The 19,329-nt window shown below is 65.1% G+C and carries 18 protein-coding genes; 12 read left to right on the forward strand and 6 right to left on the reverse strand.

What is annotated here, in order from left to right; genetic code table 11:
* The 6 genes from murJ to SE92_RS34100 form a co-directional block, all read left to right on the forward strand.
* Nucleotides 1-954: murein biosynthesis integral membrane protein MurJ (gene murJ / locus SE92_RS34075; protein WP_198172881.1), on the forward strand; the 954-nt coding region annotated here is incomplete at its 5' end.
* A 151-nt stretch (nucleotides 955-1,105) separates the two neighbouring features.
* On the forward strand, nucleotides 1,106-1,555 hold the full coding sequence (locus tag SE92_RS34080) for a c-type cytochrome (protein WP_063203150.1): 450 nt from the start codon (nucleotides 1,106-1,108) through the stop codon (nucleotides 1,553-1,555).
* A gap of 343 nt (nucleotides 1,556-1,898) precedes the next feature.
* Entirely contained in the window at nucleotides 1,899-2,288 is a 390-nt protein-coding gene (locus SE92_RS34085) for a DUF1127 domain-containing protein (RefSeq protein WP_063203152.1), read from the forward strand.
* Between the two features lie 284 nt (nucleotides 2,289-2,572).
* Nucleotides 2,573-4,882: a xanthine dehydrogenase family protein molybdopterin-binding subunit gene (locus SE92_RS34090; RefSeq protein WP_063203153.1), complete on the forward strand. Its 2,310-nt coding sequence runs from the start codon at nucleotides 2,573-2,575 to the stop codon at nucleotides 4,880-4,882.
* 155 nt (nucleotides 4,883-5,037) lie between these two features.
* Nucleotides 5,038-5,484 carry a c-type cytochrome gene (locus SE92_RS34095; RefSeq protein ID WP_063203155.1) on the forward strand — a complete coding sequence of 149 codons (447 nt, stop codon included), beginning with the start codon at nucleotides 5,038-5,040 and terminating at the stop codon, nucleotides 5,482-5,484.
* Between the two features lie 297 nt (nucleotides 5,485-5,781).
* Complete coding sequence (locus tag SE92_RS34100) at nucleotides 5,782-7,065, forward strand: cystathionine gamma-synthase family protein (RefSeq protein WP_063203157.1); 1,284 nt, start codon at nucleotides 5,782-5,784, stop codon at nucleotides 7,063-7,065.
* A gap of 73 nt (nucleotides 7,066-7,138) precedes the next feature.
* On the opposite strand, the gene SE92_RS34105 is transcribed toward SE92_RS34100, so the two are convergent.
* Nucleotides 7,139-7,555, reverse strand: coding sequence for a CHRD domain-containing protein (locus SE92_RS34105; RefSeq protein WP_063203159.1), 417 nt, complete (start codon nucleotides 7,553-7,555; stop codon nucleotides 7,139-7,141).
* 156 nt (nucleotides 7,556-7,711) lie between these two features.
* Here SE92_RS34105 and SE92_RS34110 point away from each other — a divergent pair, with 156 nt between their 5' ends.
* Nucleotides 7,712-8,641: a c-type cytochrome gene (locus SE92_RS34110; RefSeq protein WP_063203161.1), complete on the forward strand. Its 930-nt coding sequence runs from the start codon at nucleotides 7,712-7,714 to the stop codon at nucleotides 8,639-8,641.
* Nucleotides 8,642-8,822: 181 nt separating this feature from the next.
* Nucleotides 8,823-10,412, forward strand: a complete 1,590-nt coding sequence (locus SE92_RS34115) for a nucleotidyltransferase family protein (protein WP_063203912.1) — start codon at nucleotides 8,823-8,825, stop codon at nucleotides 10,410-10,412.
* Here SE92_RS34115 and SE92_RS34120 read toward each other — a convergent pair.
* From SE92_RS34120 to SE92_RS34140, 5 genes are all read right to left on the reverse strand, one after another.
* Entirely contained in the window at nucleotides 10,387-11,067 is a 681-nt protein-coding gene (locus SE92_RS34120) for a glycosyltransferase family 2 protein (RefSeq protein WP_063203163.1), read from the reverse strand. The two genes, SE92_RS34115 and SE92_RS34120, sit on opposite strands and share 26 nt — an antisense overlap.
* Nucleotides 11,068-11,073: 6 nt before the next feature.
* A complete protein-coding gene (locus tag SE92_RS34125) occupies nucleotides 11,074-12,063 on the reverse strand; it encodes a hypothetical protein (RefSeq protein ID WP_063203913.1) in 990 nt (329 codons plus the stop codon).
* Entirely contained in the window at nucleotides 12,053-12,475 is a 423-nt protein-coding gene (locus SE92_RS34130; protein WP_063203165.1) for a PqqD family protein, read from the reverse strand. The genes SE92_RS34125 and SE92_RS34130 overlap by 11 nt, the downstream gene beginning before the upstream one ends.
* A gap of 92 nt (nucleotides 12,476-12,567) precedes the next feature.
* Nucleotides 12,568-12,813, reverse strand: coding sequence for an Lrp/AsnC ligand binding domain-containing protein (locus tag SE92_RS34135; protein ID WP_018317369.1), 246 nt, complete (start codon nucleotides 12,811-12,813; stop codon nucleotides 12,568-12,570).
* A gap of 95 nt (nucleotides 12,814-12,908) precedes the next feature.
* On the reverse strand, nucleotides 12,909-14,945 hold the full coding sequence (locus tag SE92_RS34140; protein WP_063203166.1) for a PAS domain S-box protein: 2,037 nt from the start codon (nucleotides 14,943-14,945) through the stop codon (nucleotides 12,909-12,911).
* A 256-nt stretch (nucleotides 14,946-15,201) separates the two neighbouring features.
* On the opposite strand from SE92_RS34140, the gene thiD reads away from it, so the two are divergent.
* The 4 genes from thiD to SE92_RS34160 all read left to right on the forward strand — a co-directional run bounded on the left by thiD (nucleotide 15,202) and on the right by SE92_RS34160 (nucleotide 19,174).
* A complete protein-coding gene (thiD, locus tag SE92_RS34145) occupies nucleotides 15,202-16,002 on the forward strand; it encodes a bifunctional hydroxymethylpyrimidine kinase/phosphomethylpyrimidine kinase (protein ID WP_063203914.1) in 801 nt (266 codons plus the stop codon).
* A 234-nt stretch (nucleotides 16,003-16,236) separates the two neighbouring features.
* Nucleotides 16,237-17,049: a UDP-2,3-diacylglucosamine diphosphatase gene (locus tag SE92_RS34150; RefSeq protein WP_063203169.1), complete on the forward strand. Its 813-nt coding sequence runs from the start codon at nucleotides 16,237-16,239 to the stop codon at nucleotides 17,047-17,049.
* A 13-nt stretch (nucleotides 17,050-17,062) separates the two neighbouring features.
* Nucleotides 17,063-18,106 (forward strand): glycosyltransferase family 4 protein, encoded by a 1,044-nt coding sequence (locus SE92_RS34155; protein ID WP_063203171.1) that lies wholly within the window; start codon nucleotides 17,063-17,065, stop codon nucleotides 18,104-18,106.
* Between the two features lie 84 nt (nucleotides 18,107-18,190).
* A complete protein-coding gene (locus tag SE92_RS34160) occupies nucleotides 18,191-19,174 on the forward strand; it encodes a threonine/serine dehydratase family protein (protein WP_063203174.1) in 984 nt (327 codons plus the stop codon).
* Nucleotides 19,175-19,329: the final 155 nt, after the last annotated feature.

Below are 19,329 nucleotides of genomic sequence, written 5' to 3' on the forward strand. Positions count from 1 at the left end.
ATCTCGGGCTTCCTGCAATATTTCCTGCTTGCCGGCGATCTCGCGCGCCACGGCGGCCTGCCGCGCTTTGCGCCATTGAAGCTCGACGAAGACGTCCGCGGCTTTTTCAAAGCGCTGGGACCTGCGACACTTGGCTCCATGGGGACGCAGGTCGCGCTGTTCGCCGACACCATCATCGCGACTTTCCTGCCCGCGGGCGCGCTGTCGGCGCTGTACTATGCCGACCGCCTCAACCAGCTGCCGATCGGCGTGATCGGCATCGCCATCGGCACCGTGCTGCTGCCGGAGATGTCGCGGCGGATCACGGCCAACGACCTCGACGGCGCGATGAAGGCGCAGCGCCGCGCCTTCGATTTCACGCTGCTGTTCTCGATCCCGTTCGTCGCGGCCTTCCTTACCGTGCCCGACGAGATCATGCGCGCGCTGTTCGCCCGCGGCGCATTCTCCAAAGCCGATGCGGTCGCCGCGGGCAGCACACTCGCGGCTTATGCGATCGGCCTGATCCCCTTCGTGCTGATCCGTAGCGCGGTCGCGACCTTCTATGCGCGCAAGGATACGGCAACGCCGGTGCGGGCGTCCCTGACCGGCATCGCCGTCAACGTCGCGCTGAAGGTCGCCTTGATGGGATCGCTGGCCCAGATCGGCCTTGCGCTTGCCACCGCTGTCGGCGTCTGGACCAATCTGTTGCTGGTGCTGTTCTTCGCCGTGCGGCGCGGCTTTCTCGTTCTGGACCGAGCCTGGCTGATGTCGCTCGGCAAATTCCTGCTGACGGGCATCATCCTCGCGATGGCGTTCTGGCTGATCGCGCGCTTCAGCGGTCCCTCGTTAGGCTCGATGCATTTCCGTGACGAGGTGACGCTGGTGTTGCTCGCCGCCGGCGGCACCATCGTCTATGCGCTCGCGATCCTTGCGCTGTTCGGCCGCAGCTGGCTAGTGTCGCTGGTGCGCGGTTAGGCGCGGTCGCAAGCTTTTTCAAAATCCCGTCCGCGTCCGCCCGAACCCGGGTCGGATCGGAGCGCGCGTAAGCCAGTCTTGATGTGGGTCAAACTGCCGGCGGGCGAAGTGGCTAGGAGTAGGGGCTTGCTGGCCAGCGTCGGAGCAGGACATGGTAAAATCTGCTGTGAAATGTTTGATCATTACCGGTCTTGCCGCTGGTTTCGCCGCAGTGGTTCAGGCCGAAGATTTCGACGTCGGCAAGTCGGAATTTCAGGCGTCGTGCGCGAGTTGCCACGGTGCGGATGCCAGAGGCAAGGGACCGGTGAGCGGCCAGTTGAAGACAGCGCCTGCCGATCTGACGATGCTGGCCAAGAACAACAACGGCGTGTTTCCCACGAACACCATCTATGAAGTCATCGATGGGATGAAGACAATTCCCGCTCACGGCACGCGTGAGATGCCGATTTGGGGAGAACGATTCAATCCCATCATCAACTTGCCTCACTACGTCGATCCGTCCTATTGGCAGAAGGCTGGACCGGAGCAGAGCCCGGAGGTCGTCGTGCGAAAACGTATCCTCTCCGTCGTCGATTATCTCGGCCGTATTCAGCAACAGTAGCTGCCGGCACGTATCGAGTTCGCTTGCCTGTCCTGCTGCAGCGCCTCCCCGCGGAAGATGATCCGAGGGCTTTGCGGGTGCATCCGCCAAACGAGGCGCTCGCCTGAAGGATGTAGGCAGCCCCTCCACATCTCTTGATTTTGCGCGATTGCCGTGCTATTCGCAGCTCATGACCAAATGCTCGCGCACCGTCAACCGCAATCACATGACCCGCTTCGGCCGGGCCGTGGGAGGAGTCGTGCGCTAGGATTTCGACGACATCTTTTCCACCAGGCCCCGCCGGCATCGGACGGGGCCTTTTTTGTGGCCACGCTCCCTGCCGGCTCAACAGCAGGAGCATCCGATGCCACCCCAATTGACGAACATATCACCCGGGATAGAGGGCGATGCCGCAACGCGCGGTCTCAATCTCTCCATCGTGCAAGCGAAGAGCGCGGTCGACCAGGCGTTGGCAGCACGCCTCAAGGCATCGGCCGCGGCTCTGGAAAGCGCTTTGTACGACAAGAATGCCACCGGATCCGCGACGCGAAGCGTTTTCGGTCTGCTCATGCAGTATTGGGATGCGTTTTTGCAGAGGCGCGGACGATCACAAGTCAGCCTCCATGATCTGAACGACCGGGAGCTGATGGATATCGGTTTGACGCGCGGTGAGATCGACTGCATCGCACCGGGACGTGCGATCGATGCGCTCAGGGATCGAACAAGGTATCTGTTGAACCGCGGTGGGATGTAGGTGATCAACCATCGGAGAGGGCATGCGCTTTGCGAACAAGCGGCGGTCAGCATGGCCGCTTGTTCGAGCATGCATGCACGGCAGGTGAGTTCGGCAACTATCGTGCCACGGTCGGGATCGATCTTCACCGAGAAATGACCGAGCTGCGACCTTTCCGTCTCGTCGCCTCTGACAGGGGTAGCATGCCGACCCTTCGAGGGTGGGGCGTGCCCAATCCCCGTTTGCCTTGCCAGTTTTTCCACGGCAATATGCCCGGCAAAACAACCATGGAACGGGAAGATAAAATGGCGGCTCCCATCAAGTTCGGCGTTGGCCAAAGCGTGCTGCGCAAGGAGGATGACGCGCTCATCCGCGGCAAGGGCCGCTATACCGACGATTATGCGCCGCAGGCTGCGCTGCGCTGCCTGATGCTGCGCTCGCCGCATGCGCATGCCAAATACACCATCGATGCGAGCCGCGCGCGCGGGCTGCCCGGTGTCGCACTGATCCTGACCGCCGATGATGTCGCAGACCTCGGCAATCTGCCGTGCCTGTTCAATCTCGAGACCGATCCGTTCACCGGTCCGCCATATCCGATCCTTGCCAAGGACGAGGTTCGCCATGTCGGCGATTCCATCGCCTTCGTGGTCGCCGAGACCATCAACCAGGCCCGCGACGCGATCGAGGCGATTGAGGTCAAATGGTCGCCGCTGCCGGCGGTCACCGGCGTCGTCAACGCCGTCAAGAAAGGCGCGCCGCAGGTCTGGCCCGACAAGGCCGGAAACGTGCTGTTCGACGTCTCGATCGGCGACAAGAAGGCGACGGAAGCGGCCTTCGCCAAGGCGCATGCGGTCGCCGAAATCTCGATCGTCAATCCGCGCGTGGTCGCGAGCTTCATGGAGACGCGCGCGGCGGTGTGCGAATACGACGCCAAGCGCGACCATCTGACGCTGACGATCGGCAGCCAGGGCAGCCATCGCCTGCGCGACATTCTCTGCCAGAACGTGCTCAACATCCCCACCGACAAGATGCGGGTGATTTGCCCCGACGTCGGCGGCGGCTTCGGCACGAAGCTGTTCCCGTATCGCGAATACGCCCTGGTGGCGGTCGCGGCCAAGAAGCTCAAGAAGACGGTGAAATGGGCGGCCGATCGCACCGAGCATTTCATGGGCGACGCGCAGGGCCGCGACAACGTCACCACCGCCAAGATGGCGCTGGCTGAAGACGGCAAGTTCCTCGCGATGGACTGCGACCTGATGGGCGACATGGGCGCCTATCTGTCGACCTTCGGACCCTACATCCCGCATGGCGGCGCTGGTATGCTGCCGGGCCTCTACGATATCCAGGCCTTCCACTGCCGGGTGCGGACCGTCTTCACCCACAGCGTGCCTGTCGATGCCTATCGCGGCGCAGGCCGTCCTGAAGCCGCCTATGTGATCGAGCGCCTCGTCGACGCGTGCGCGCGAAAACTCGACATGACGCCGGATGCCATCCGCCGCAAGAACTTCATTCCGCCGAAGGCGCTGCCCTACAAGACGGCCACGGGCAAGGTCTATGATTCCGGCGACTTCGCCGCGCATCTCAAGCGCGCGATGGAGATCGCCGAGTGGAAGGACTTTCCCAAGCGCGCCAAGGCGGCCAAGAAGGGCGGCCTGATCCGCGGCATCGGGCTTGCGAGCTATGTCGAGATCTGCGGCGTGATGGGTGAGGAGACGGCCAACGTCCGCCTCGATCCCAACGGCGACGTCACCGTCCTGATCGGCACGCAGTCGAGCGGGCAGGGCCACCAGACCGCCTACGCCCAGATCGTCGCCGAGCAGTTCGGCGTCGCGCCGGAGCGGGTCCATGTCCGCCAGGGCGACACCGACGAGATCAAGACCGGCCTCGGTACCGGCGGCTCGGCCTCTATCCCCTCGGGCGGCGTCAGCGTCGAGCGCGCCACGCGCGAACTCGGGGAAAAGCTGAAGGAGATCGCGGCGCAGGCGCTGGAGGCCGGCGCCGGCGACCTCGAGATCTCGGAGGGCGTGGTGCGCATCGCCGGCACCGACCGTTCGATCTCGTTCGCCGACCTCGCCAAGCGGCCGGGCGCCGATCCGTCGAAGCTGAATGGCAGCGCGACCTTTGCCAGCGCCGACGGCACCTATCCCAACGGCACCCATGTCGCGGAGGTCGAGATCGATCCGGCCACCGGTATCATCAAGATCGTCAACTACGTGATCGTCGACGATTTCGGCAAGACCCTCAATCCGCTGCTCTTGGCCGGCCAGGTGCATGGCGGCGCCATGCAGGGCATCGGCCAGGCGCTGATGGAGCAGGTGGTCTATGGCGCCACCGACGGCCAGCTCATCACCGCGACCTTCATGGACTATGCGCTGCCGCGGGCGGCGGACGGGCCGGCCTTCGTGTTCGAGACCGCCAACGTCCCCTGCAAGACCAATCCGATGGGCGTGAAGGGGGCGGGCGAGGCCGGCGCGATCGGCTCCTGTCCGGCTATCGTCAACGCCATCGTCGATGCGCTCTGGCGCGAATACAAGATCGACCACATCGACATGCCGGCGACCCCCGAGCGGGTGTGGGTCGCGATCAGCGAGCACCATCGCCGTCACAGCCTGTAAATCCAAACAAACGCGGAACGCGTGTTGCGGGCTCAGCCAAACGATCCGGAGTGCGACGATTTTTCGTCGCGCTCTGGATGGAATGAAATCTGCCAATCGGGGTTGGCCCAATGTGGGGTCAGCACGATCCTGTCTCAGCGAAAGGGATTTTGCGAATGAAGCGAGTATTGGTTGTTGGGGGCGCGCTGCTGCTCGGCATGGGCGCGGTTTGGGCGCAGCAGGACACCGTCAAGGAAGTCCAGACCCTCATGAAGGGCAACGGCAAGAATGCCGGCGCGATGTCGGCAATGGTCAAAGGCGAGAAGCCCTACGACCAGGCGACCGTGGACAGCGCACTGGCGCAGTTCGAAGATACCGCCAAGAAGCTGCCGAACCTGTTTCCGGCCAGCGCCAAGGGCGTGAAGCTGGACGGCGATTATTCGACCTCGCCGAAGGTCTGGGAGGACAAGGCCGGCTTCGACGCCAAGATCGCAAGCTTCGCCAAGGTCGTCGGGGAAGCCAAGGGCAAGATCAAGGATCTGGATTCGCTCAAGGCGAACATGCCGGCCATCGGCAAGGAATGCGGCGGCTGCCACGAGACGTTCCGCGTCAAGAACGGCTGAGGCTGAAGATCTTCGTAGCCCGGATGGAGCGAAGCGAAATCCGGGAAGGTCCAACCAAGCTGAAAGTCTGTCCCGGATTGCGCTTCGCTCCATCCGGGCTACAGGAATCGATCAAAGGGCGGTTGCGAGAGCAGCCGCCCTTTTTCTATTTGCAAGGTCTGACGGGGCGCCGTTCGAGCAGTTATCTTCGCAGCAACTGCCGTGGCGTTGACGTGAGTCGGCTCATCTTTCCCGATTGTTCATGACGTCGGGAGTTCCAACGCCCGGCGAGCATCTCAATCAACAGCGAGACATGCCATGGTCAAACCGTTTCCGTCCAAGACCCACATCGGCAATCACATGCTGCACCCCGAAACGCTGATGCTGACCTATGGCTATGATCCGCAACTGTCGGAAGGCGCGATCAAGCCGCCGGTGTTTCTGACCTCCACCTTCGTATTCAAGACGGCCGACGACGGGCAGGACTTTTTCGATTACGTTGCCGGCCGGCGCGAGCCTCCGGAAGGCATGGGCGCGGGCCTGGTCTATTCGCGCTTCAATCATCCCAACAGCGAGATCGTCGAGGACAGGCTCTCGATCTACGAGCGCACCGAGAGTTGCGCGCTGTTCTCGTCCGGCATGGCGGCGATCTCCACCACGATCCTCGCTTTCGTCCGCCCCGGCGACGTCATCCTGCACTCCCAGCCGCTCTATGGCGGGACCGAAACGCTGCTAACGAACACGCTGGCGCGGCTGTCGATCGGCGCCGTCGGCTTTGCCGACGGGATCGACGAAGCCGGCGTCAAGCGGGCCGCGGAAGAGGCAATGGCCAAGGGCCGCGTTTCGATGATCCTGATCGAGACCCCGGCCAATCCGACCAACGGCCTGGTCGACGTCGCCATGATCCGCCGCATCGCCGATGCGATCGGCAAGGCGCAGGGACACACACCGATCATCGCTTGCGACAACACGCTGCTCGGCCCGGTGTTTCAGCGGCCGATCGAGCACGGCGCGGACCTGTCGCTGTATTCGCTGACGAAATATGTCGGCGGTCATTCCGACCTGATCGCGGGGGCAGCGCTCGGCTCGAAGGCGATCATGAAGGGCATCAAGGCGTTGCGCGGCGCCATCGGCACCCAGCTCGATCCGCATTCGTGCTGGATGATCAACCGCTCGCTCGAGACGTTGAGCCTGCGCATGGAGAAGGCCAACAGCAATGCGCGCCTTGTCGCGGACTTCCTGCGCGATCATGCCAAGGTCGCCAAGGTGCACTATCTCGGCCACCATGAGGAGGCTTCGCCCGCGGGCCGCGTGTTCGCGCGGCAATGCCTTGGGGCAGGCTCGACCTTCTCGTTCGATATTGTCGGCGGCAAGGAGGCCGCCGTGAAATTCCTCAACGCGCTGCAGATCCTCAAGCTCGCGGTGAGCCTCGGCGGCACCGAGTCGCTCGCGAGCCTGCCCGCGACCATGACCCATTCCGGCGTTCCCGCCGACATCCGCCAGAAAATCGGCGTGCTCGATTCCACGATCCGGCTGTCGATCGGCATCGAGAATCCGTCGGACCTGATCGCCGACCTCACGCAGGCGCTGAACGCGGCTTAGAGTGCGAACGGAATAGAAAAGGCCGGGCGCCCCTCCTGCGCCCGGCCTTTTGCGACGAAGTCATCTTGGAGGCTTACTTCGTCACTTGACCGCGGATCTCGCCGCCCGGGTTGGCCGCGGTGTGGATGTTGACGTAGAGCTTGCCGCCGAGCAGATCGGCGGCCTGCGCGTCGGTCAGCGTCGCTTCGCCCTTCACGGGGCTGGCGGTCGCATTCGGGATCGCGATCGCGACGCCGGCGTTCTTGCCGGCCTCCGCGGGGCCGTGGAAATGGGCGGCGGTGGCAGGGCCGGACAGCCCGGAATAGGTAACCGTCCAGGACAGCTTCTTGCTGGCGGCATCATAGTCCAGGTCGGCGGTTCCGGTGCCGCTGCTGGTCGTTGCGGGCACCTCGGACTTGCCGTCGAGCGTTGCTTTCAGCTTTTCGGCGCTGGCCGGAGCGGCGAAGGCAACGGCAGCGAGCGCTAAGGCGGCAATGACGGTTTTGTTCATATGATGGTCTCCCTGCTGAACCCGTTGGGGCTGCAAACTTCCAACAGCCGGCGTTTCAGTTTATTCCCGTTTCCGGCCAGGGCGGGCTAAATTCTTCGTGGCTGGAGCCGCGACGACATCGGTCTTAGGTTCGCCGCGACAAGTGAATGGATCGGAATGCTGCAACGAACAATTCTGGCAGGGCTGCTCGCGCTGGTCGCTGCCGCGGGCGTCTATTGGTGGCTCAGCGCGCCCAAGGTCGCAGCCGCAGGCCCTGCGCCGGTCCGCGTGGCGAACCTTGCCAACGGCGAGGTGATGTTCAACGCCGGGGGCTGCGCGTCCTGCCATGCCACGCCCAACCAGCCCGATCGGGTCAGGCTCGGCGGCGGCGTCGCGATCAAGTCGCCGTTCGGAACGTTCTACGCGCCGAACATCTCGCCCGATCCCAACGACGGCATCGGCAAATGGACGGACGCCGACTTCGTCAATGCGGTGATGCACGGCGTGTCGCCCGGCGGGCAGCATTATTTCCCCGCCTTTCCTTATACGTCCTATCAGCACGCGAGGCGCGAGGACGTGCTCGATCTCTTTGCTTATCTGAAGACGCTGCCGCCCGTGGCCGGCAGGGTGCGCGACCACGACATGAGCTTTCCCTTCAATATCCGGCGCAATGTCGGCATCTGGAAATTCCTGTTTCTGGACGACAAGCCGCTCGTTGCCGACGGGACGAAGTCGCCGCAATGGAATCGCGGCGCCTATCTCGTCAACAGTTTTGGCCATTGCGCCGAATGCCATAGCCCGCGCAACGCGCTCGGCGGCATCATCGCGGGCCAGCGCTTTGCCGGCGGGCCCAATCCGGAAGGCGAGGGCTGGGTGCCCAACATCACCCAGAAGCGCCTCGGCGAGTGGAGCGTGAAGGATATCGCCTATTTCCTCAAGAACGGCGAATTGCCCGATGGCGACAGCGTCGGCGGCGCGATGACGCGTGTGATCAAGAACACTTCGCAATTGTCCGACGAGGATCTTGCGGCGATGGCGGACTATCTCAAATCGCTGCCGCCGGTGGACGGTCCGCCGCGACCCAAGCGCAAGGAAGCTGGCGGCTGAAGCCGCGCCTTTCCCGATTGACAGGCGAGGATTGCGCCCGGCATCCTTTGTCCGCCGGTCGGGAATTGGAAGTGCGTCACGATGAGTTGTCCACTCTTTGCGCGATTGCGGCTGATCATGCCGATGTGTGATCTTGCCGGGCCGGACGACGCTGGCCTCAACGCTCAACCGTTCGGTTGAGATGACGGCGAAACTTCCGACCGCGCTGAACCCGCGCTTCCTCATGCTGTTCCAGGCCGCGCTCGGAGAGGGGCAGGGTGCGATCGACGCCTACCGGGCCTGGCGCGCCTCCGAGCGGCTCGATGCGGCGGACGAGGTTGTCTACCGCACCATGCCGCTGCTGGTCGCCACCGCCGACCGGGCGGGCATCGTCGATGCCGACACGAAGCGGATGCGCGGCGTCGTCAAGCACGTCTGGCTGTCCAACGCGACACGGGTCCGCGACGTCGTCGAGGCCTGTGCGGCGCTGAAGGCTGCCGGCATTGCCGCGCTGCTGATCAAGGGCGGCGCGCTGTTCGCGCGCGATGCGAGCTACATGGCCAAGCGCATGACCGGAGATTACGATCTCCTGGTTCGCCGCGCCGACGCGCCGCGCGCGATCGAGGTGCTGCGGCAGGCCGCGTTCCGCAGCCACGGCATGCGGGTCGAGTTGTTTTCCGAGTCCGATTTCGACCGCGACATCCATGCGGTCGCGATGTCGCGGGCCGGCCTCAGCCGCGCCATCGACCTGCACTGGCGCGCGCTGTTCTGGCTCGACGACGAGAGCTTTACCGATGAGCTGTTTCGCACCGCCGAGCCGGCGAGCCTGCTGACGCATGAGGTGCTGATCCCCGGCCTTGCCGAGCATCTCGCCATCGCGGCGATGCGGCCGGAGCCTGCGGACCAGAAGGAGATGGTATTCCGCGCGCTCGAGGTCGTGCATGTCTTGCAGCACGCCGGCGCCGAGGTTGATTGGGACCGCTTTCGCGCCATCGTGACGCGGTACAACGGCAGCCTGTTCGCGGCGCAATTGCTCGACGTCGTCGCACGGGAGCTGCCGAAACTGGTGCCGGAGGGGCTGGTGGAGCAGCTGTGGGCCTACGCGCCACCCGGAAAATCCATCGAGATCGCAATCCGCACCATACCGCGCGCCCGGCGCACGCAATGGCAGCAATTCGGGGTCGCCTTCCTCACCTCGTTGCGTGCGCAGTTCAAGGCGCCGTTCGGCTTCCTGGATTGGCTGAAGCTGCCGAGGGCCGCCGCGGCCGCGTTCGATGCCAGTCTCGTGCATTTTCCTCTCTTTCGGAACGCGATGCTGAAGCGGGTCTGGCAGCAGGCCGCAAGCGCGACGCCTCCGCTGCGCGGGAAGGGCGTCTGGTTCGGGCAGGGCTTCTCGATACCGGAGGACGAGGGCCGGTGGACCGACCGTCAGTTCGCCGTCATCGCGGTGCCGGTCGAGGGGCCATCGCAGGCCTTCGCCTCCGTCGAACTCGCGGTGGTGCCGTTCCTGCCGCCGGGTGCGGACAGCTTCCGCTTTGCGGCCTATGGCGGCGCCGGCGAGGTCTTGCAGGTTGCCGCGGGCCGCAACGATCCGATGCCGTTCAAGCTGGCGGTCAAGGCGGCGATCGTCGGTCAAGACCGGCGGAAGATCGTCGTCGCGCTGCGCATGCTCGATACCGGGCGCCCGATGGATATCGGCCATTCGATCGACCATCGCCTGCTCGGACTGTTCGTGACATCAGTGTCGATCGATGGCGCGCCGGTCTTCACTCCTGGCGGCGTTGCGCCTTGATGGCCTGGCGTAGCGCCATCAGCGTCTGAAGGTTCTGCGCCTCGGTATTGGTGCGGCCGCCATTGCCGAGATGCAGCCGGCGGCGGACGACGATCTCGTCGACATGCGCGATCTTCAGCCCGTTCTGTTTGGCGCGGCCGAGCCAGGCGATGAAGAAGGTCGCGGGCAGGCTTTCGTCGAATGGGCCGATGCGGTCCAGCGCGGCGCGGCGGACCAGCATGCATTGCTTGAGCTCGCCCGGCATGATCTCGACCGCCGGCTGAAGGCGCGCGCGTTGCGCCTCCGGCACGTCGGGGCTGACGAATTGCTGCACCTTGCCGAACGCGGCTTCGATATCGTCGTCGCGCGCCAGCAGCGCCAGCTGCATCGACAGCTTGTGCGCGGTCCAGAGATCGTCGGCGTCGCAGAAGCCGATCAGCTCGCCACGCGCCATCGCGAGGCCCTTGTTGACGGCGGCGGCCTGGCCGCTGTTGGCCTGGCTCATCGCGATGATGCGGTCACCGAAGCGGCCGACAACGCCGCGCGTGCCGTCGGTCGAGCCGTCGTCGACCACGATGAGCTCGAAGGGCGGGACGGTCTGGCCGAGCACGCTCTCGATCGCCTCGGCGATATAGGCCTCGGCATTGTAGGCGGCGATGATCGCGGAGACGCGCATGCGGCCTCACAACCGGTCGAGCTGGTGGGCGAATGCGGCGGGAATCTCCATCGGCTGGGTGCCGGTGTCGGCGAAGAACACCGGTGCGAGCCCGGCGATCCGCGCCACCTTGTCGGCGATCTCGTTCGGCCATCCCGGCAGCTCATAGGCCGTGGTCGGCAGCAGCGCGCGAAATGCGTCCGACTGGCGCGCCGGCGTGAACGCGGGCGTGACGGCGCCGCGTCGGCGCGGAATGAAGGTCGCACGCAACCGGCCACCGCCGATGCGATCGCCGAGATCGGCAAGGCTCAACTCGTGGCGCGGCTCGCCGTTGAAGTCGGAGACTGCGCTGGTCTTACCGATGAAGTTCCGAAAGGTCTCGACGAGGGCAGGGCGCAGCCGGGCCGAGCAGAACAGCGGCTCAATCCGTCCGCTCTGGCTGTCGACCGCGACGAAATCGTCGCCGGCATAGCGCCAGCCGGCTTTCGCGCAGGCCAGGGCCGCGGTGGTCTTGCCGCTGTGCCCTTCGCCCGCGAGCAGCGTGAAGCCTGCGCGGCTTCCCACGGCCGCGCCATGGACCGCGCACCAGGGCGTCTCGTGCATCAAGGCGTGGATTAGCGAGATCGCCGGCCGGCTGCGGATCCAGGGCGGCGCTTCGCCCGTCGGCAGCCACGCGATGCCGCGCTTCGCCGTGAGGTCGATCGCGAACAGCACAGGAATGACGGCCGGCTGCCACACCGAATAGATGCCGTCCTCTATCAACAGGCGCGGCTTCTCGGCGGCTTCCGGCACCAGCCCGGAGAGATCATGGTGATCCCCGGTGATGAAGCGCAGGTCGAGATCGACGGTCTCGGGCGCGCTCTGGATGTAGGCCGGCAGGAACGTATCGGCCAATTCCCGCGAGGCGAAGCCGAGGCGCAAGCCGAACGGGCCGCAGCGGGCCTGCGCTTCGATCGGCACTTCCGAGCTGGCGAAGACCGCCGCGATCTCCTGCCGGATGCGATGGCTAGCCGTCATGAGGCTCGCGCAGCGGCCAGCCTTCCTCGCCGGCGTCATGCACGGGATCCATCAGCAACAGCTCCCGCAGATTGTCGAAGCGCTGGAATTCCGGGGTGACGAACGCGCCCGATAGCACCGGTGCCCAGGTCTCGAGGCGCGCATCGGCGGTGCCTTCGGCGATGAGGCCCTCCGCGAGCATGCTGTCCGTGAAAGCCTGCACGGCTTGCGCGATGGAGGCCGGATCGTCGCCGGTCGTATCGGCCAAGGCGCGCGCGATCTCCTCAACCGTTCGGTTGGCTTTGAGGCCGAGCCAGATTTGCGCGGCACTGCCGTCGAGGTTGTAATAGACGCCGTTCTGATAGTTGGCGAGCACCACTTCACTGTCGAATTGCTGGCTGATCAGCTGCGGCACCGTGGTGGTGAGGGCCATGGTCTGCTCGGTACTCGATTTCAATTCCGAACACGACGCTAACACAGGCCGCCGGCTGCGCAACCGGGGCGGATTGCGTCAATTCCAGGCAATCAGCTGGCGCCAAACGCCTTGAACGTGATGATGGTGAGGGTGTCCTGGATACCCGGCAGCACCTGCACCTTCTCGTTCACGAAATGGCCGATGTCGGTGTCCTTGTCGACGTAGAACTTCACAAGGAGGTCGTATTGACCGGCCGTCGAGTAGATCTCGGAAGCGATCTCGGCTTCGGCAAGCGCATTGGCGACCGTATAGGACTGGCCGAGCTTGCATTTGATCTGGACGAAGAAAGGAACCATCGCGGGCACTCCGAAAGCGTATCTGGCGGCTAATAGGCCAAAACCGGCACGGTTTAGCAAGCGGACTTGCCGGCCGCCAGACGCCGGTCGGGCATTCAGGACGTCACGACCGTCGCGGCGAATGCGTCTCGCAGCCGCCGGGCGAGCTCAACCTTGCGATAGGGCTTGGTCAGCACGATCGCCTGCGCATGCGCGCGGCCCTGCTCGACCAGGGTCTCCAGCGCGTAGCCCGAGGTGAACAGGACCGGCAGACCGGGGCGAATCCGCCGCGCCTGGTCGGCGAGCTCCCAGCCGTTCATGCCGCCCGGCATCACGATATCGGTGAACAGCATGTCGATGCTGGAGTCGGTGCGCAGCTGCTGCAAGGCCTCCTTGCCGTTGACCGCGGCGATCACGCGATATCCGAGCGCCTCCACCCTGCGAATGACGGAGGAGCGGACGAACGGATCGTCCTCGGCGATCAGGATGGTCTCGTATCCGCGGGGCGCTGCGTCCTCGCCATCGGGGAGGTCGGCCTGCGATTGTCCGGTGTCCGCGTGCGGCAGGTAGATCCGGACCGTCGTCCCAAGGCCTGTCTCGCTGTAGATCGAGACATGGCCGCCTGATTGCTTCGCAAAGCCATAGACCATGCTGAGACCGAGGCCCGAGCCCTTGCCGACTTCCTTGGTGGTGAAGAACGGCTCGAAGGCGCGTGCGATGATGTCGGGTGTCATGCCTTCGCCGTCGTCGGTGACCGAGATCAACGCATAGGCGCCGGCTGCGACCTCGGGGTGAATAGCGCCATAATCCTCGTCGATCGCGGTCAGCTCCGTGCTCAGCGTCAAATGTCCTCCTGCCGGCATGGCATCCTGCGCGTTGAGCGCGAGATTGAGCACGGCGGATTCGAGCTGGGTGCGATCGGCAAACGCCACGATCATGCCGGGGCCGGAGCTGGTCCTGATCTCGATGTCTTCACGCAAGGTGCGCTTGAGCAGCTTGAACATGGACTCGAGCAGGCCGCGGCAATCGACCATCTGGGGCTGCAGCAGCTGGCGGCGGCTGAACGCGAGCAGACGCTGCGTCAGCTCGGCGCCCCGTTCGCCCGACTGGCAGATGTCGTCGGCAAAGCGCCGCAGGTCGGGCCGGGCCTTGAGCTGCTCGCTCAGATGCTCGGCGTTGCCGATGATGACGGTGAGCAGATTGTTGAAGTCGTGCGCGATACCGCCGGAGAGCTGACCGACCGTCTCCATCTTCTGCGCCTGTTGAAGCTGCTGCTCGGTCAGCTTGCGCGCGGTCAGGTCGTGGACGATGCCGACGAAGATCAATTCGCCATCCTGCTGCGCCTGACCGACCGACACGTCCATTGGAAAGGTCGATCCGTCCTTGCGCAAGCCAATGGCCTCGCCGGCGGTCGTGAAATGGCCGGCGTGGCTGCCGGGCGCAGCGCCCGCCTCGGGCATCAGCATCCCGACGTTGCGGCCCGTCACCTCGTCGGCAGAGTAGCCGAACAGGCGCTCGCAGGCCGGATTGAACAGCAGGATACGGTCCTCCGCATCCAAGAGGATGACGCCGTCGACCGCGGTCTCGACGATTGCGGTGAGGCGCGCCACGCTCTCGCGCATCGCGCGTTGCGCGTCCCTGACTTGCTGGAGCAGCAGCGTGGCATCCCGGGACTTGATTTCCTCCTCCTCGAGCGCGGCCTGGACCTGCCGCAGCTCGAACGGCGAGGGGATCGTCAGGATCTTCGGCAGCAGCGGCCAGAGCGCGCCCGCCGTGACCACGGATGCCACCGCGGTCGCCGCCTTGACGATGCCCTCGATGCCATAAATCGGAACCCAAAGCGTGTAGATCGACAGCACATGGGTCAGGCCGCACGCCATGATGAAGATCGCGAAGGCCCAGTAGACCCAGCCGAATTTGAGGTCGCGTCGCTTGGTGACCAGTATAGCGAGGGCAAAGGGAATCGAGAAATAGGCGGCGGCGATGCAGGCGTCGGCGACGACGTGAAGCCAGATCAGCTCAGGCTCCCACAACAGGCAGATGCCGTGCGGCGAAAGCATGGACGAGTCGAGGAGACGTTCAAAAAAGGCCCACATCGTTCCACCCCAAGATTCCGTTCCAGGCGGCTTGCGGGCCGGGGCGGCCCGCAGCATCGGTGTCGCTGAACACCAACTGACGTCTCACTCATCGGCGAAGCAGTTCGCGACTATACCAAGGGTCCGGCGCGGTTGCATTTTCAATGCCCGCACCATTGCCGTGCCGGGGCCCCGCCGCGTCCACCTGATTCGAGGTGCGCGCCACGGTACCCGCGAATCACGGTCGGCCGCGGCCTGGCGGCGCTTGCCGCTGTTCCACGGTCGCGCTAGGACAGGTCATGGCGGTGTCCGTATCCAGCACATGTGTCCGACGATGACGACCCCGGTCGCGTTCACCATCGCCGGTTCCGATTCGAGCGGGGGCGCCGGCATCCAGGCCGACCTGAAGACGTTTGCCGCGCTCGGCGTCTATGGCGCTTCCGCCATCACGGCGCTGACGGCTCAGAACACCCGAGGCGTCACCGGCATCCACGCCGTGCCGGCCGACTTCGTCACCGCACAGATCGATGCCGTGTTTGCCGATCTCGAGGTCGGTGCCGTCAAGATTGGCATGGTGGCCCAGGTCGCCAGTATCGATGCGATCGCGGCGGCGCTGTCGCGCTGGAAACCGGGGCACGTGGTGCTCGATCCCGTGATGGTGGCGACGTCGGGTGACCGTCTGCTGGCGTCCGAAGCCGTCGACGCCCTGCGCACCAGGCTGATCCCGCTGGCGTCCGTGATCACGCCCAATCTGCCCGAGGCCGCGGCGCTGCTCGACGAGCCGGTCGCGGCAAGCGAGGCCGAGATCGAAAAGCAGGGGCGGCGCCTGCTGGCGCTCGGCTGCCGTGCCGTCCTGATCAAGGGCGGGCACGGCGAGGGCGCGGAGAGCACCGACTATCTCGTCGATGCCGGCAACACGTTGGCGCTCGCCGCGCCTCGCGTGGCGACCCGCAACACTCACGGCACCGGCTGCTCACTCTCCTCGGCGGTCGCGGCGGGCCTTGCCAAGGGGGAGGATCTGGAAACCGCCGTACGCAATGCCAAGGCCTGGATCAGCGCGGCGATCGGCGCCGCCGACCGCTTCGCCGTCGGCCACGGCCACGGCCCGATCCATCATTTCCATCGGTTCTACTGACGCGGACCGTCCGCGAAGCGCGGCCGTTTACGGTTCAGCACAAGCGGTGCGGCCCCTTCACCCTCCAGGGGAGCGTAGAGTCAACCAGTCCCCTCTGCCATGCCGTGTCGCCAGATTGTCGCATGCGGCTGATATTCGCGGGGTGGGCGAGGCAAGGCGTGATTCGTATCTGAGGGTGCCTCAAGGGTTCAATCGGTCATCCCCCTGTCACGGGACATTGTTACAGGCTGGCGCATGGGAAGTTACGATGTGAGTGACGAGAGCCCGGAGCGGCGCTTTCGCACGTTGTTCATCTCCGACGTTCATCTCGGAGCCCGCGGTTCTCAAGCCGATCTTCTGCTCGACTTCCTGCGCTACCATGATGCCGACACGATCTATCTCGTGGGCGACATCGTCGACGGCTGGGCGCTGAAATCGAGCTGGAACTGGCCGCAATCGCACAACGATCTCGTGCAGAAGCTGCTGCGCAAGGCGCGCAAGGGCGCCAAGATCCTCTACATCCCCGGCAATCACGACGAGTTCCTGCGCAACTATTACGGCACGCATTTCGGCGGCATCGACGTGGTCGAGAACACCGTGCACACCGGCGTGGACGGCAAGCGCTATCTCGTCATCCACGGCGACATCTTCGATCTCGTGGTGCAGAACGCGCGCTGGCTCGCCCATCTCGGCGACAAGGCCTACGACTTCGCGATCCAGATGAATCGCTTCGTCAACTTCTTCCGGCGTCTGTTCAAGGTGCCCTATTGGTCGCTGTCGCAATGGGCCAAGCAGAAGGTCAAGAACGCCGTCAACTATATCGGCGCGTTCGAGCAGGCGCTGGCCGCCGAGGCGCGGCGCCACGACGCCGACGGCGTGATCTGCGGCCACATCCACTACGCCGTGATCCGCGACGAAGGCGGCATTCGCTACATGAATTGCGGCGATTGGGTCGAGAGCTGCACCGCGCTCGTCGAGCACGACGACGGTCATTTCGAGATCATCACCTGGGCGGATCATTTGCAGAAGCCGGCGACCGTTCCGCAGGTCGCAGCCAGAGCTGCATAGAAGAGGTCGCCCGATGCGCATCCTGGTCGCGACCGACGCCTGGCACCCGCAAGTCAACGGTGTGGTTCGGACGCTGACCAAGCTCGCTGATGCTGCCGAGACGCTCGGTGTCGAATTCACGTTCCTGACGCCGCAATCGTTTCGCACCTTCGCGATGCCGAGCTATCGCGACGTGCGGCTGGCGATGCCGCGCCCGGCGCGCATCGCGAAGCTGATTGAGGAAGCGCTGCCCGACAGCATCCACATTGCGACGGAGGGGCCGATCGGCCTGATGGTCCGCCGCCATTGCCGCCAGCGCAAGCTGCCGTTCACGACCAGCTTCCACACCCGCTTTCCTGAATATGTCCGCGCCCGCGTGCCGGTTCCGGGCTCGCTGATCTGGCGGGCGCTACGCCGTTTCCATGCACCCAGCCGCGCCGTGATGGCGGCGACGCCCGCGCTGGCCCGCGAACTGACCGAGCGCGGCTTCGACAATGTCGTGCTATGGCCGCGCGGCGTCGACACCGGCCTGTTCCATCCCCGTGCCATCGACCTCTGCCTGCCGGCGCCGGTGTTCCTGTCGGTCGGGCGCGTCGCAGTGGAGAAGAATCTCGAGGCCTTCCTCAATCTCGATCTGCCCGGCAACAAGGTGATCGTCGGCGACGGCCCGGCGCGCGCCTCGCTCGAGGAGGCCTATCCCGATGCGATCTTCCTGGGCGAAAAGCACGGCGAGGATCTGGCGGATATCTATGCGGCTGCCGACGTGTTCGTGTTCCCCAGCAAGACCGACACGTTCGGTTTGGTCCTGCTGGAGGCCCTCGCGAGCGGTCTGCCGGTTGCGGCCTTCCCGGTGAAGGGCCCCCGCGACGTGATCGGCGATGCCCCGGTCGGTGCGCTCGATCACGACCTGCGCAACGCCTGCTTCGCGGCGCTCGGCATTTCCCGGCAGGACTGCGTCGAATTCGCCGCCAATCACACCTGGGAAGCCTCGGCGCGGGTTTTTATCGACAGCATTTTGGCGGCCGGCGCCGTGCTGCCGGGCCGGACCGGCGCGGAACAGCCCCGCTTCGTGGCCTGAGCAGGTCATGCGCGCAGGTGTCTTGTGATGTCTTGCCGTAAAGGTGTCTTGCCCGGTCCTCCCGGGCCGCGATAACATTCCGCTATGACCGAACAGCTCCTCCCGATCGGCCCTGCCGATATCGATGCCGCCGCGCGCGTGATCGCGCCCTACGCCATCCGCACTCCGCTGTTGTCCTTTCCCGTGCTCAACGAGCGCGTCGGTGCGAAAGTGTTCTTGAAGCCGGAGATGCTCCAGCGCACCGGCTCCTTCAAGTTCCGCGGCGCCTTCAACAAGGTGTTCTCGATCCCGCAGGACAAGCGCGCCGGCGGTGTCGTCGCGTTCTCCTCCGGCAACCACGCCCAGGGCGTGGCTGCAGCGGCAAAGATCCTCGATATGCAGGCGACCATCGTGATGCCGGCGGACGCGCCGCTGTCGAAGCGGGAGCGCACCAAATCCTACGGCGCCGAGGTCGTGCTCTATGATCGCGACAAGGACGACCGTGAGGCGATCTCGCGCGGCATCGCCGAGAAGCGCGGCGCAACGCTGGTCAGGCCTTATGACGATCCGTTCGTGATCGCAGGGCAGGGCACCGCCGGCCGCGAGATCGCGGAAGACATGGCAGCGCTCGGCCTCAGCCCGGACATCGTGGTGGCCCCGGCCTCCGGCGGCGGCCTGATTGCAGGCGTGGCGACCGCGGTGAAGGCGCGCTATCCGCTGGCCGAAATCGTGGTGGCCGAACCCGAGGCGTTCGACGACCACGGCATTTCATTGAGCGCAGGCCATCGCGAGCCGCACGGGCCCGCCGGCCGCACCATCTGCGATGCGCTGATGGCCCTGATCCCCGGCGAGATGACGTTTGCGATCAACAGCAAACTCTTGGCGCGTGGTGTCACGGCGTCGGACAAGGAAGTCGGCGCCGCCGTCGCGTTCGCCTATCGCGAGCTCAAGCTCGTGGTCGAGCCGGGCGGCGCAGTCGGTCTCGCCGCGCTGCTCGCCGGCCGCCTCGACGTCACCGGCAAGAACGTCGTCATCGTGCTCTCCGGCGGCAACGTCGATGCGGATCTGTTCGCCGAGCTGGTGGCCTAGCTGTCATTCCGGGGATCGCGCGCCTCGCGGCGCATCTTGGAACGATAAGAGCCGACATGACGAAGGGGCAGAGCGTCGCCGCTCTGCCCCTTCTTGTCGTGACTATTCGGAGAACTCTCCGCTTGCTCGGTGCAACCTCTCCCGCTTGCGGGGGA

It is taken from the genome of Bradyrhizobium sp. AT1 (genome assembly GCF_001590795.1).
In the GTDB taxonomy this organism is placed as follows: domain Bacteria; phylum Pseudomonadota; class Alphaproteobacteria; order Rhizobiales; family Xanthobacteraceae; genus Bradyrhizobium.